We start from the raw sequence: 12991 nt of genomic DNA, 5'->3' as shown, positions 1-12991 counted from the left end.
AACCCGGCCTCCCCGTCCAGGCCGGACCGCCCCGCCGCCCCGCCCCACGGGACCGGCGGGGCCCAACTGCCCCGGAGGCAACAGGCGGTGGCCGCCGTCCGGGGCTCCTCGGGCAGACGGGCCCCGAAGAGGGCGCCCTTAGATCGGCACGATGTCCGGTGCGCCGAGCCGGGCCGCGTCCGCCGTGAGGTCGTCGGGCTGCCGCTGCGATTCGCGCTCGGCCTCCACCCGCTTCTCGTAGTGCTCGACCTCCCGGTCGATCCGCCCCTCGTCCCAGCCCAGCACCGGCGCCATCAGCTCCGCGCAGAGCCGGGCGCTGCGGGTGCCCCGGTCGAAGGTCTCGATGGAGATCCGGGTGCGCCGGGTCAGCACGTCGTCCAGATGGCGGGCGCCCTCGTGGGAGGCCGCGTAGACGATCTCGCCGCGCAGATAGTCGTCGGCGGCGGGCAGCGGTTCACCCAGAACGGGGTCGGCGACGATCAGTTCCAGAATCTCCTCCGTCATTGAGCCGTACCGGTTGAGCAGATGCTCCACCCGGGCGACATGGAGTCCGGTGCGGGCCGCGATCCGGGCGCGCGCGTTCCACAGGGCCTTGTACCCCTCGGCCCCCAGCAACGGGGTGTCCTCGGTGACGCAGGCGGCGACGCGCTGGTCGAGTCCGTGCACCGCCTCGTCGACCGCGTCCTTGGCCATGACCCGGTACGTCGTGTACTTGCCGCCCGCCACGACGACCAGGCCGGGGGCCGGGTGGGCCACCGTGTGCTCGCGCGACAGCTTGCTGGTGGCGTCCGACTCGCCGGCCAGCAGGGGGCGCAGTCCGGCATAGACGCCCTGGACGTCGTCCCTGGTCAGCGGGGTGTTCAGGACGGAGTTGACGTGCTGGAGGAGGTAGTCGATATCGGCGCTGGAGGCGGCCGGGTGGGCCTTGTCCAGGTCCCAGTCGGTGTCCGTGGTGCCGATGATCCAGTGCCGGCCCCAGGGGATGACGAAGAGGACGGACTTCTCGGTGCGCAGGATGAGGCCGGTCGAGGAGTGGATGCGGTCCTTGGGGACGACCAGGTGGATGCCCTTGGAGGCCCGGACGTGGAACTGTCCGCGCTCGCCGATGAGGCCCTGGGTGTCGTCGGTCCACACGCCGGTCGCGTTGACCACCTGCTTGGCCCGGACCTCGTACTCCTCGCCGCTCTCGACGTCCCGTACGAGCGCGCCCACGACCCGTTCGCCCTCGCGGAGGAAGCCGACGACCCGGGCCTGGTTCGCCACCCGGGCGCCGTAGGACGCGGCGGTGCGCACCAGGTCGGTGACGAAGCGGGCGTCGTCCATCTGGGCGTCGTAGTACTGCAGGGCGCCGACGAGGGCGTCCTTCTTCAGCGCGGGGGCGACCCGCAGGGCGTGCTTGCGGGAGAGGTGGCGGTGGACGGGGAGGCCCCGGCCGTGGCCGGAGGAGACCGACATCGCGTCGTACAGCGCGACGCCGGAGCCGGCGTAGAGCCGCTCCCAGCCCTTGTGCTGCAAGGGGTAGAGGAAGGGCACGGGCTTCACCAGGTGCGGGGCGAGCCGCTCCAGGAGCAGCCCGCGCTCCTTGAGGGCCTCCCGGACCAGGGCGAAGTCGAGCATCTCCAGATAGCGCAGGCCGCCGTGGATCAGCTTGCTCGACCTGCTCGATGTGCCGGACGCCCAGTCGCGCGCCTCGACCAGGCCGGTGGAGAGGCCTCTCGTGGCGGCGTCGAGCGCCGTGCCCGCGCCGACCACGCCCGCTCCTACGACCAGCACGTCCAGTTCGCGCTCGGCCATGGCGGCGAGCGCGGCGGTGCGCTCGGCGGGTCCCAGTGTCGCTGTCCTCACTGCTGCCTCCCGGTGGATCGGGGTGGTCGGACACGGGAGTGCCACCCGGCCGAGGGGCCGGCCGCCCGTGTCCACCCCTCGATTCTGTCCGCGCTCCCCGAGTTCAGCCACCGCCTGTGGACAACACCCGGGCGTCCGGAACCACGTAATGCGACATATAGGTCATATTTACGCCTAGTCTGACATTGCGCTGTCCACAGCAGTTGCGATCTTCGCTCTCCGCACTTAGGGGGTCTTCCTGTATGCCCGCAGACCTCGCCGTCATCGGACTCGGTCACCTCGGCCTGCCGCTCGCCCGGGCCGCCGTCACCGCCGGAATCGACACCGTCGGCTACGACCCCGACCCACGCCCCTACGCGGAGCTCGGAGCGGGCCGCAGCCCCGTCGAGGGCACCCTCACCGCGTCCGAGATCCGCCGCATGCTCTCCGGCGGCTTCCGGCCCACCACCGACGCCGCCGAGCTGGGCCGGATCCGTACCGCCGTGATCTGCTCCCCCACCCCCCTCGGCCCCGACCGCACCGTCGACCTCACCGCCCTCGGCGACGCCGCCCGCGCCCTGGCCGCCCGGCTGCGCCCGCACACCACCGTGCTGCTGGAGTCCGCCGTGCCGCCCGGCACCACCGAGACCTTCCTGCGCCCCCTCCTCGAAGAGGGCTCCGGGCTCCTCGCCGGACGCGACTTCCACCTCGCCTGCTCCCCCAGCCGGCTCGACCCCGGCAACCGCACCCACACCTACGCCTCCACCCCCAAGGTCATCGGCGGCCTCACCCCCGCCTGCACCGAGTCGGCCGCCGCCTTTTACGGACGGCTCACGGACAAGGTCGTCCGGGCCCGCGGACCGCGCGAGGCGGAGATGACGAAGGTGCTGGAGACCAACTTCCGGCACGTCAACATCGCGCTGGTCAACGAGATGGCGGTGCTCTGCCACGACCTCGGCGTCGACCTCTGGGACGTCATCCGGTGCGCCGAGACCAAGCCGTTCGGCTTCCAGCCCTTCCGCCCCGGACCCGGCGTCGGCGGCCACGGCGTCCCGGTGGACCCGGGCTGCCTGCCCTACAGCACCCGCACGCCCGGACACCCGCTGCGGATGGTCTCGCTGGCGCAGGAGATCAACGACCGGATGCCCAGTTACGTCATCCAGCGCTGCGCCACCCTCCTGAACGAGCACGGCAAGTCCGTCCGGGGCGCGCGCGTCCTGCTCCTCGGCGTCACCTACAAGCCGGACAGCGCCGACCAGGAGGCCGCACCCGCCCGGGAGATCGCCACCCGGCTGATGGACATGGGCGCCCAGATCGGCTACCACGACCCGCACGTCCTGGACTGGCGGGTGCGCGAACGCCCCGTCCCGCGCGCCGACTCGCTGTACGAGGCGGCGGCCGCCGCCGATCTGACCGTCCTGCTCCAGCAGCACCGCACCTACGACCTCCAGGGCCTCGCGGTCAAGGCCCAACTCCTCCTGGACACCCGGGGAGCCACTCCGGCGGGGGCCGCGCACCGGCTCTGAGGGCGGTGCGCGGCGGCCGAAAAAGATTGCCGGTGACCGAATCCTGTGCGTACTGCTACCCTGCGGCGTCACAGAGCGCACAGACGTGCGCACCACGCACACTCGTGCGCAGCCGCCCCAGGGGGAGTTCCACCGTGAGTCAGCCCGTGCAGCCGCCGAACCAGCCCCAGCAGCCCTACGGCGGTCAGCCCGTCGAGGGCAACCCGTACGCCGGCCAGCCGGGTCAGCCCGCTCCCGCCGCGCCGACCGGCAACCCGTACGGCCAGCAGCCCCCGGCCCCGACCGGCAACCCGTTCGCGGGCCAGCAGCCGGGCCAGGGCGTCCCGTTCGGCGGCGGCGCGCCCTTCACCCCGGCGCCCCCGGCCCGTAACAACGTCCTGCTCGGTGTGCTGGTCGCGCTCGGCGCGGCGCTCGTCGCGGGCATCCTGTACGGCGTGATCGCGGGCTCCATCGAGCGCGAGGTCGGCTACGCGGCGGTCGGCGTCGGCTTCCTGGTCGGCTTCGCGGCGAGCAAGGTCGGCGGCTCCAACCCGGCGGTCATCGCCGCCTCGGCGGTCTTCTCGATCGGCGCCGTCTACCTCGGCCAGCTCGTCGGCATCTCGATGGTCCTCTCCGACCTGGCGCAGATCCCGTTCTCCGAGGTCATCGGCGACCACTTCGACACCGTGACCGAAGCCTGGTCGCAGGAGGCCGACTTCATGACCTACCTCTTCCTCGGCCTCGCCGCGGTCGCCGCCATCGGTGGCGCCAAGAAGGCCGGCTGACACCCGGCGGGACCATACGGAAGGGCCCGGACCGTGACGGTCCGGGCCCTTCCGTATCCGTACGTACGGGAGATCAGCGGCGGTGCTGCGAGTCCGCCACCGTCACCTCGACGCGCTGGAACTCCTTGAGGTCGCTGTAGCCGGTGGTGGCCATCGCGCGGCGCAGGGCGCCGAAGATGTTCATCGAGCCGTCGGGGGTGTGCGAGGGGCCGGTGAGGACCTCCTCCGTCGTCCCGACCGGACCGAGGTCGACCAGCTTGCCGCGCGGCACGTCCTCGTGGACGGCCTCCATCCCCCAGTGCCGGCCCCGGCCCGGCGCGTCGGTGGCGCGGGCCAGCGGGGAGCCCATCATCACGGCGTCGGCGCCGCAGGCGATGGCCTTCGGCAGGTCGCCGGACCAGCCGACGCCGCCGTCCGCGATGACGTGCACGTACCGGCCGCCGGACTCGTCCATGTAGTCGCGGCGGGCGCCGGCGACGTCCGCGACGGCGGTGGCCATCGGGACCTGGATGCCGAAGACGTTGCGCGTGGTGTGCGCGGCGCCGCCGCCGAAGCCGACGAGGACACCGGCCGCACCGGTCCGCATCAGGTGCAGGGCGGCGGTGTACGTGGCGCAGCCGCCGACGATGACCGGGACGTCCAGCTCGTAGATGAACTGCTTCAGGTTCAGCGGCTCGGCCGCGCCGGAGACGTGCTCGGCGGAGACCGTCGTACCGCGGATGACGAAGATGTCGACGCCCGCGTCGACGACCGCCTTGGAGAACTGGGCGGTGCGCTGCGGGGAGAGCGCGGCGGCGGTGACGACGCCGGAGTCGCGCACCTCCTTGATGCGCTGCCCGATCAGCTCCTCCTGGATGGGGGCGGAGTAGATCTCCTGGAGCCGGCGGGTCGCGGACTCGACCGGCATCTCGGCGATCTCGTCCAGCAGCGGCTGCGGGTCGGCATGCCGGGTCCACAGGCCTTCCAGGTTCAGCACGCCCAGGCCGCCGAGCTCGCCGATCCGGATGGCGTGCTGCGGGGAGACCACGGAGTCCATGGGAGCGGCCAGGAACGGCAGCTCGAAGCGGTAGGCGTCGATCTGCCAGGCGATCGAGACCTCCTTCGGGTCCCGGGTGCGGCGGCTCGGAACGACGGCGATGTCGTCGAATGCGTATGCCCGGCGGCCGCGCTTGCCGCGCCCGATCTCGATCTCAGTCACGATGTGTGGCCTTTCCCTCTACGTCTGCGCTGACCAGTATCCCCGACGCACAGCAGGGCGCGCCCGGCGGATCAGGCTGGTCAGGCCGCGGCGTCTGGTGCGGTGCATCGCAAGGCGCTGGAACGTCCTCATCGCGGAGCGATTCGGGCGTTTCGGCAACGCCGCGAGGTGCCGTGCCAGGCGTCGTGGCCCCGGCCTGATCCGCCGGGCGCGCCCTGGGGGCGGTACCGGGAACTCCGGTCCGCCCCTCACCTGCGGTGATGCGTTACTTCCTGCTGTAGTTCGGTGCTTCTACCGTCATCTGGATGTCGTGCGGGTGGCTCTCCTTGAGACCCGCCGAGGTGATCCGGACGAAGCGGCCCTTGCTCTCCATCTGGTCGACGGACGCGGCGCCGACGTAGCCCATGGTCTGGCGCAGGCCGCCGACGAGCTGGTGGAGGACGTTGGCCAGCGGGCCTCGGTAGGGCACCTGGCCCTCGATGCCCTCGGGGACGAGCTTGTCGTCCGAGGAGACCTCGGCCTGGAAGTAGCGGTCCTTGCTGTACGACCGGCCCTGGCCGCGGGACTGCATCGCGCCCAGCGAGCCCATGCCGCGGTACGACTTGAACTGCTTGCCGTTGATGAACATCAGCTCGCCCGGCGACTCCTCGCAGCCCGCCAGCAGGCTGCCCAGCATCACGCTGTCCGCGCCGGCGGCCAGTGCCTTGCCGATGTCGCCGCTGTACTGGAGGCCGCCGTCGCCGATCACCGGGACGCCCGCGGCACGGGCGGCGAGCGCGGCCTCGTAGATCGCGGTGACCTGCGGGACGCCGATGCCGGCGACCACGCGGGTGGTACAGATCGAGCCGGGTCCGACGCCGACCTTCACGCCGTCGACACCGGCGTCGATCAGCGCCTGGGCGCCGTCGCGGGTGGCGACGTTGCCGCCGATGACGTCGACGCCGACGCTCGACTTGATCTTCGCCATCCAGGCGAGGGCGTTGCTGTTGTGGCCGTGCGAGGTGTCGACGATGAGGAAGTCGACCCCGGCGGAGGCGAGCGCCTGCGCGCGCTCCAGCGCCTCGGGGCTGGCGCCGACGGCCGCGCCGACGAGCAGTCGGCCCTCGGCGTCCTTGGCGGCGTTCGGGTACTGCTCGGCCTTCTTGAAGTCCTTGACCGTGATGAGGCCCTTGAGGAGCCCCGCCTCGTCGACCAGCGGCAGCTTCTCGATCTTGTGGCGGCGCAGCAGCTCCATGGCCTCGACGCCGGAGATGCCGACCTTGCCGGTGACGAGCGGCATCGGCGTCATGACCTCGCGCACCTGGCGCGTACGGTCCGACTCGAAGGCCATGTCGCGGTTGGTGACGATGCCGAGCAGCTTGCCCGCGGCGTCGGTGACCGGGACACCGCTGATGCGGAACTTCGCGCAGAGCGCGTCCGCCTCGCCGAGCGTGGCGTCGGGGTGCACGGTGATCGGGTCGGTGACCATCCCGGACTCGGACCGCTTGACCAGGTCGACCTGGTTCACCTGGTCCTCGATCGAGAGATTGCGGTGCAGCACGCCGACGCCGCCCTGACGGGCCATGGCGATCGCCATGCGGGCCTCGGTCACCTTGTCCATGGCGGCGGACAGCAGGGGGATGTTCACCCGGACGTTGCGCGAGATGAGGGTCGAGGTGTCGACCGCGTTGGGCAGGACCTCGGACGCGCCGGGCAACAGCAGCACGTCGTCGTAGGTCAACCCGAGCGTCGCGAATTTCTCGGGCACTCCGTCGACGTTTGCAGTCATGACACCTTCCCCAAATGGCCTTGATCGGTGCGGATGTCCATGCTAACGGGCTCCACGGGTGTCTCATTCCACGATCAAGATCACTTGGCCGTTCTGTAGCTTCCTACAGAGCCCCCGGCGAGGGTCGGAACGGGCGTCGCTACTGCTCCGCGAGCGCCCGGAGCCTGCTGAGCGCGCGGTGCTGCGCGACCCGGACCGCACCGGGCGACATCCCGAGCATCTGTCCGGTCTCCTCCGCGGTCAGCCCGACCGCGACCCGCAGGACCAGCAGCTCGCGCTGGTTCTCCGGGAGGTTGGCGAGGAGCTTCTTGGCCCAGGCGGCATCGCTGCTGAGCAGGGCGCGCTCCTCCGGGCCGAGGGAGTCGTCGGGCCGCTCCGGCATCTCGTCGGAGGGGACGGCGGTCGACCCGGGGTGGCGCATCGCGGCGCGCTGGAGGTCGGCGACCTTGTGGCCGGCGATCGCGAAGACGAAGGCTTCGAAGGGCCTGCCGGTGTCCTTGTAGCGCGGCAGCGCCATCAGCACCGCGACGCAGACCTCCTGCGCCAGGTCCTCCACGAAGTGGCGAGCATCACCGGGAAGGCGGTTCAGCCGGGAGCGGCAGTAGCGCAGGGCGAGGGGGTGTACATGAGCCAGCAGATCATGGGTGGCCTGCGCGTCGCCGTCGACGGCCCGGTGCACGAGGGCACCGATCACCGTGGTTTCGTCGTCGCGCATCGGACCATGGTGCCCTGATGCCGTCAGGTCCGCTCCATCGCGTCCCGAGTTGTGCACCGAAGCGTTATGAGCGGGTGCGCCGGATGTCATGTCCTGCGCCCTCCCCTTCCGCTCGACCGAATCGTTCCTGAGGAACTCCACGACTCAAGGATGCGTCATCGGCCGGGAAGCGTCACATGGCACCACTGTGCGGGCGCCCGGATACGGGGTGTGGAACCGGCGGCCCGCTCCGTGACCCCGTCCGCCGGTGTGCGGACGGGGCGCGGCCCGGGCCGGTCGTCAGCGGACCAGGCCCCAGCGGAATCCGAGGGCCACCGCATGGGCGCGGTCCGAGGCCCCGAGCTTCTTGAACAGGCGTCGGGCATGGGTCTTGACCGTGTCCTCGGAGAGGAACAGCTCACGGCCGATCTCCGCGTTGGAGCGGCCGTGGCTCATGCCTTCGAGCACCTGGATCTCGCGCGCGGTGAGCGTCGGGGCCGCCCCCATCTCGGCGGACCGCAGTCGGCGCGGGGCGAGCCGCCACGTCGGGTCGGCCAGCGCCTGGGTGACGGTGGCCCGCAGCTCGGCGCGCGAGGCGTCCTTGTGCAGATACCCGCGGGCCCCGGCGGCGACCGCGAGCGCGACGCCGTCCAGGTCCTCGGCGACGGTCAGCATGATGATCCGGGCCCCGGGGTCGGCGGAGAGCAGCCGCCGGACCGTCTCCACACCCCCCAGACCGGGCATGCGTACGTCCATCAGAATCAGATCCGAACGATCGGCACCCCAGCGGCGGAGGACTTCCTCGCCGTTGGCCGCCGTCGTCACGCGCTCGACGCCGGGCACGGTGGCCACCGCGCGACGGAGCGCTTCTCGGGCAAGCGGGGAGTCGTCGCAGACGAGGACGGATGTCATGACCGTCCTCCGCAGCTGATGCGCGTCACCTTGAGCCTCCAGGCTGGTACAAGTCGTCACCTGTGCGGTTGACCCCCTCGGACATGTGCCCGAGCCGGATATCCGTCAACCGCATCCGTTCTCTTAACGACGGTCACTCGAAAGAGTTACGGGTCGGGCGGTCGGGTTCGGCACTCTACGTGAAGGCCCGTGTACGGAGGAGAACGGCACGGTTGATTCACCCGTCAACCGAATCTTCACTCTCTGGCATGCCCTATTTGGCAGCTTTTCTTCCCTTTAGAGGGTGTCTGTGGCTAGATTCGCAATCAGTCATATTTACATCTACTAGCACCGTAGATGTACGGTCGAGACTTCGGTCACACCGATCACCGACGGTCCGAACACCGCAGGCCGTCGATCACAGACGGTCGAGGATGCCGCTTCCGACGCAGCACAGCTCCGAGGGGACAAGCAATGGCAGATTTCTCCCGCCTTCCCGGACCCAACGCAGACCTGTGGGACTGGCAGCTGCTCGCCGCCTGCCGAGGCGTGGACAGCTCCCTGTTCTTCCATCCGGAGGGTGAGCGCGGCGCCGCCCGGAGCGCCCGCGAGACCTCCGCCAAGGAGGTGTGCATGCGCTGCCCGGTACGAGCCGAGTGCGCGGCGCACGCCCTGGCCGTCAGGGAGCCCTACGGAGTGTGGGGCGGCCTGACGGAGGACGAACGCGAAGAGCTGATGGGCCGGGCCAGAACCCGGCTGATCACCGCGGCGCCCTCCGGGGCCTCCGCCAACGGCCCCGGCGCCACCTGACACCCGTACGCGGTCACTGAACGCAGAAACGTTTCTTCGACACCTTCAGCCATCCGGCCCGCGACCAGCCGCAGCGGGACCGGACCCCTCACCGCCCGTGGGCCGCGGGGCCCGGCGGGCGCCGCGGCCCCGCGCGGTCTCAGCGCGCGGCCGTCCGCGCCAGCTGGTCCAGCGTGGCCGCCACCGCCGGGACCCGGGCCAGGTCCGGCAGGGTCAGGGCGACGATCTCCCGCTCGATCGCGGGCTCGACCGGCACCGCCCTGGCCCCCTTGGGGCGTACCGACTCGACGGCCAGCTCCGGCAGCACCGCCACCCCGAGCCCCGCCCCGACGAGGCCCATCACCGCCGGGTAGTCGTCGGTGGCGAAGTCGATGCGCGGGGTGAACCCGGACTCCTCGCAGACCTCGACCAGCTGCCGGCGGCAGCGCGGGCAGCCCGCGATCCACGACTCCTCGGCCAGCTCGCCGATGGACACGCTCGCCGCCCCGGCCAGCCGGTGCCCGTCCGGGACCAGGCCGATCAGCCGGTCGGTGAGCAGCGGCCGGACCACCAGGTCGTCCCATTCGCCGCCGGTCGCCCCGTAACGGAACGCCAGCGCGATGTCGCAGTCGCCCTCGCGCAGCAGGTCCACCGAGCGCGGCGGCTCGGCCTCGACGAGCGACACCCGGGTCCCGGGGTGTTCGGCACGCAGGGCGGCCAGCGCCCCCGGCACCAGGGTGGAGCTGCCGCTGGGGAAGGAGACCAGCCGGACCCGGCCGGCCCGCAGTCCGGCGATGGCGGCCACCTCCTCCTCGGCGGCGGTCAGCCCCGCGAGGATGCCGGAGGCGTGCCGCACCAGCGCCTCGCCGGCCTGGGTGAGGCGCATCTCGCGTCCGGTGCGGATCAGCAGCGTGGTGCCCGCGGAGGCTTCCAGGGCCTTCATCTGCTGGCTGACGGCGGGCTGGGTGCAGCCGAGTTCGCGGGCGGCGGCGGAGAACGAGCCGGTGGTGGACACGGCGCGCAGGACACGGAGGTGGCGAGCTTCGATCACCCCTCCAGCATAAGAAAATCTTGGAGGCGGGGCGAATTAATGAGGTGGCCCTTTGGGATCGGGGGCGGCTAGCGTGATCGTATGAAGCTGCTGACCGTGAATACCGGCCAACCCCGCCACTCCGCGCAGGCCGACGGGCCCGGAGGGCTCACCGGGATCGACAAGCGACCGGTGGAGGGCCCGGTCGAGGTGGGCGACCCCGGTCCCAAGGGCGTCGGCGGCAGCGGACTCGCCGGTGACGCGGTGTGCGACCTGCGCCATCACGGCGGCAGCGACCAGGCGGTGTACGCCTTCGCCCGGGAGGAGCTGGACGCCTGGGAGCGGGAGCTGGGTGGCCGGAAACTGGCCAACGGCGCGTTCGGCGAGAACTTCACGACGCTGGGGCTCGACGTCAGCGGCGCACTGATCGGCGAGCGCTGGCGGGTGGGCGCGGACCTGGTGCTGGAGGTGACCTCGGGCCGCATTCCGTGCCGGACCTTCGCCCACCATCTCGGCGAGAAGGGGTGGGTCCGGCGGTTCACCCAGCAGGGCGTCACCGGCGCGTATCTGCGGGTGATCGAGCCCGGGACCGTCCGCGCGGGCGACTCCATCGAGATCGTGCACCGGCCCGGCCACGAGGTGACCGCCGCCCTGCAGTTCCGGGCCGTGACCACCGAACGCACCCTGCTGCCCCTGCTGCTGGCCGCCGGGGAGGCGCTGCACCCCGAGGCGCTGCGCAAGGCCCGGGAGTACGCCGCGCAGCAGGGCTGAGGCCGGGCGGGACGCTCCCGTACGAGGACGGCGCCCCGGTTCGGTGACGTGGCGTCACTCCTCGCGATGTCCGGGGGCGTTGAGCGGGAACTGGACCGGCCCGCGGCGCGTCCACCACCAGGGACCTTGCGTCCGAGAAGCAGCTTTCGCGCCGCGTGGCACGTCTCAGGGGGAAGACCATGCCCGACCCGCAGCAGCCCGTTCCCGGCAACCCCTACGCCTCGGCTGACGCCTACGGACCGCCTCCTCCCCCGCCGCCGCGTCGTCGATGGTTCGGCCGGGGGCCGGTCGTCGCGGCGATCGTCGCGCTGGTGCTCGTGGTGGTGGCGGGCGGGGTGTACGCCATCACCGACCGGGGGCGGGACGAGCCCACGAAGCCCGTGGCGAAGAAGTCGCCCGGCCCTTCCGGACCGGCGTCCCCGTCCGGTACGCCCGCGGCCGGCGCCCCGGAGCTGAGCCACATTCCGACGACGGAAGAGGTCGCGGCGGCACGGAAGCCGGGTGAGGCGGCGGCGTGGATCGCCGACGACAAAACCGACCTGCCCAAGCAGATCAACGTCGTCCATGACCTGTGGATCGTCGGTGACACCGCCGTCCAGGCGCTGCACCGGAAGGTCACCGCCTACCGGCTCTCGGACGGCGCCGAGGTCTGGACCGTGACGCTCCCTTCCGCCGTGTGCGAGACACCGGCCAACCCGACGCCCGACGGCAAGGTCGTGGTCTTCCGGAACGAGCGGCCCGACAACGAGCGGAGCAATCTCTGCAACCAGATGCAGATGATCGATCTGAAGACGGGGAAGCAGGGGTGGCACAAGGAGCTCGACGAGCCCGGTGACGAGCGGAGCGCGTTCATCGTCTACAGCGCCATCAGTGGCGATGTCCTGTCCGTCGCCCGGGGCATGGTGGCCATCACCTACCGGATGGCCGACGGGAGCAAGCTCTACGAGATCCCCCGGGAGAACAAGGACAAGTGCGTCCCCGACGATGTGGCGGGCGGCCCGGCCCGGCTCCTGGTGAGCTCCGAGTGCATGATCGCCGTCGAGCGGGGCAAGAACTACGGCCAGCTGCGCGAACTCGACCCGGGCACCGGCAAGGTGCTGTGGCGTTACCGGATGAAGACCGGCTGGCGGTTCGGCAGTCTGATCTCCATGGATCCGGTCGTCTTCACCATCTACAACGACAAGGACACCACGTCCGACTGGCGGATCACGGTCCTGGACCCCAAGGGCAAGCACCGTGTCACCTTCGACGCCCGGGACAAGGGCTTCGAGGAGTGCGCCGGAACCGGGTCGGGCGGTGAGATCCAGCCCTGCCGGGGCGCCTCGGTCGACAAGGGCCTCATCATGCTGGGCGGCCAGGACCAGGTCGGCGCGTACGACGTGAAGACCGGGAAGTTCCTGTGGGGGATCAAGGACAACCGGCTCCGGAGGCTCTATCCGCTGCGCGCGGAGGGCGGCACGTCGATGCTCATCTACGAGGCGGCCGGACCGAGCAGCCCGGGCCGGACCTTCCTGATGGGCCCGCGCGGTGCCGGCACGGAGACGAACGTCGTGAAGCACCCGGTGGCGACCGCGAAGTGGGAGTACGAGATGTCCATGGGGCACACGGCCTACGTCGACGGTCGGCTCGTCCTGACCTCGACGCACATGAGCGGCGACGAGGACCGCGAACCCGTGCGCGAGGCCCGCATGCTGTCCTTCGCCCCGGGGTCGCCCTGACCCGGACCGCGGGGTCTC

General features: G+C 71.4%; 11 protein-coding genes. 5 read left to right on the top strand and 6 right to left on the bottom strand.

Annotated elements, in window-relative coordinates; translation table 11 throughout:
* Nucleotides 1–138: 138 nt before the first annotated feature.
* Nucleotides 139–1845: a glycerol-3-phosphate dehydrogenase/oxidase gene (locus tag ACSMXR_RS23055; RefSeq protein WP_473169808.1), complete on the bottom strand. Its 1707-nt coding sequence runs from the start codon at nucleotides 1843–1845 to the stop codon at nucleotides 139–141.
* A gap of 242 nt (nucleotides 1846–2087) precedes the next feature.
* Here ACSMXR_RS23055 and ACSMXR_RS23050 point away from each other — a divergent pair, with 242 nt between their 5' ends.
* Both ACSMXR_RS23050 and ACSMXR_RS23045 read left to right on the top strand, forming a co-directional pair.
* Nucleotides 2088–3350 carry a nucleotide sugar dehydrogenase gene (locus tag ACSMXR_RS23050; protein WP_137232428.1) on the top strand — a complete coding sequence of 421 codons (1263 nt, stop codon included), beginning with the start codon at nucleotides 2088–2090 and terminating at the stop codon, nucleotides 3348–3350.
* 134 nt (nucleotides 3351–3484) lie between these two features.
* The gene (locus ACSMXR_RS23045) at nucleotides 3485–4114 is read left to right on the top strand and encodes a hypothetical protein (protein WP_364888833.1); all 630 of its coding nucleotides are present in this window, start codon (nucleotides 3485–3487) and stop codon (nucleotides 4112–4114) included.
* Nucleotides 4115–4187: 73 nt separating this feature from the next.
* Here the strand turns inward: ACSMXR_RS23045 and ACSMXR_RS23040 are convergent, their stop codons facing one another.
* The 4 genes from ACSMXR_RS23040 to ACSMXR_RS23025 form a co-directional block, all read right to left on the bottom strand.
* Entirely contained in the window at nucleotides 4188–5312 is a 1125-nt protein-coding gene (locus ACSMXR_RS23040) for a GuaB3 family IMP dehydrogenase-related protein (RefSeq protein WP_137232429.1), read from the bottom strand.
* 265 nt (nucleotides 5313–5577) lie between these two features.
* Complete coding sequence (guaB, locus tag ACSMXR_RS23035) at nucleotides 5578–7080, bottom strand: IMP dehydrogenase (RefSeq protein ID WP_030084431.1); 1503 nt, start codon at nucleotides 7078–7080, stop codon at nucleotides 5578–5580.
* Nucleotides 7081–7219: 139 nt separating this feature from the next.
* The gene (locus ACSMXR_RS23030; protein WP_030084428.1) at nucleotides 7220–7795 is read right to left on the bottom strand and encodes a sigma-70 family RNA polymerase sigma factor; all 576 of its coding nucleotides are present in this window, start codon (nucleotides 7793–7795) and stop codon (nucleotides 7220–7222) included.
* Nucleotides 7796–8074: 279 nt separating this feature from the next.
* On the bottom strand, nucleotides 8075–8686 hold the full coding sequence (locus ACSMXR_RS23025; RefSeq protein ID WP_003948568.1) for a response regulator transcription factor: 612 nt from the start codon (nucleotides 8684–8686) through the stop codon (nucleotides 8075–8077).
* Between the two features lie 453 nt (nucleotides 8687–9139).
* Here ACSMXR_RS23025 and ACSMXR_RS23020 point away from each other — a divergent pair, with 453 nt between their 5' ends.
* A complete protein-coding gene (locus tag ACSMXR_RS23020) occupies nucleotides 9140–9475 on the top strand; it encodes a WhiB family transcriptional regulator (protein ID WP_103536351.1) in 336 nt (111 codons plus the stop codon).
* Between the two features lie 139 nt (nucleotides 9476–9614).
* Here the strand turns inward: ACSMXR_RS23020 and ACSMXR_RS23015 are convergent, their stop codons facing one another.
* The gene (locus tag ACSMXR_RS23015; RefSeq protein ID WP_030084425.1) at nucleotides 9615–10505 is read right to left on the bottom strand and encodes a LysR family transcriptional regulator; all 891 of its coding nucleotides are present in this window, start codon (nucleotides 10503–10505) and stop codon (nucleotides 9615–9617) included.
* 81 nt (nucleotides 10506–10586) lie between these two features.
* Here ACSMXR_RS23015 and ACSMXR_RS23010 point away from each other — a divergent pair, with 81 nt between their 5' ends.
* Nucleotides 10587–11255 carry an MOSC domain-containing protein gene (locus ACSMXR_RS23010; protein ID WP_218525048.1) on the top strand — a complete coding sequence of 223 codons (669 nt, stop codon included), beginning with the start codon at nucleotides 10587–10589 and terminating at the stop codon, nucleotides 11253–11255.
* A gap of 179 nt (nucleotides 11256–11434) precedes the next feature.
* Entirely contained in the window at nucleotides 11435–12973 is a 1539-nt protein-coding gene (locus ACSMXR_RS23005; protein WP_473169807.1) for an outer membrane protein assembly factor BamB family protein, read from the top strand.
* Nucleotides 12974–12991: the final 18 nt, after the last annotated feature.

Source organism: Streptomyces sp. DSM 106670, assembly GCF_055792845.1.
This window is presented reverse-complemented; position numbering and strand designations above follow the sequence as displayed.

Bases quoted from the DNA above. Each gene is read 5' to 3' on its own strand.
- ACSMXR_RS23030 (WP_030084428.1), bottom strand. From the start codon at position 7,795: ATGCGCGACGACGAAACCACGGTGATCGGTGCCCTCGTGCACCGGGCC.
- ACSMXR_RS23020 (WP_103536351.1), top strand. From the start codon at position 9,140: ATGGCAGATTTCTCCCGCCTTCCCGGACCCAACGCAGACCTGTGGGAC.
- ACSMXR_RS23050 (WP_137232428.1), top strand. From the start codon at position 2,088: ATGCCCGCAGACCTCGCCGTCATCGGACTCGGTCACCTCGGCCTGCCG.
- ACSMXR_RS23025 (WP_003948568.1), bottom strand. From the start codon at position 8,686: ATGACATCCGTCCTCGTCTGCGACGACTCCCCGCTTGCCCGAGAAGCG.
- ACSMXR_RS23005 (WP_473169807.1), top strand. From the start codon at position 11,435: ATGCCCGACCCGCAGCAGCCCGTTCCCGGCAACCCCTACGCCTCGGCT.
- ACSMXR_RS23010 (WP_218525048.1), top strand. From the start codon at position 10,587: ATGAAGCTGCTGACCGTGAATACCGGCCAACCCCGCCACTCCGCGCAG.
- guaB (WP_030084431.1), bottom strand. From the start codon at position 7,080: ATGACTGCAAACGTCGACGGAGTGCCCGAGAAATTCGCGACGCTCGGG.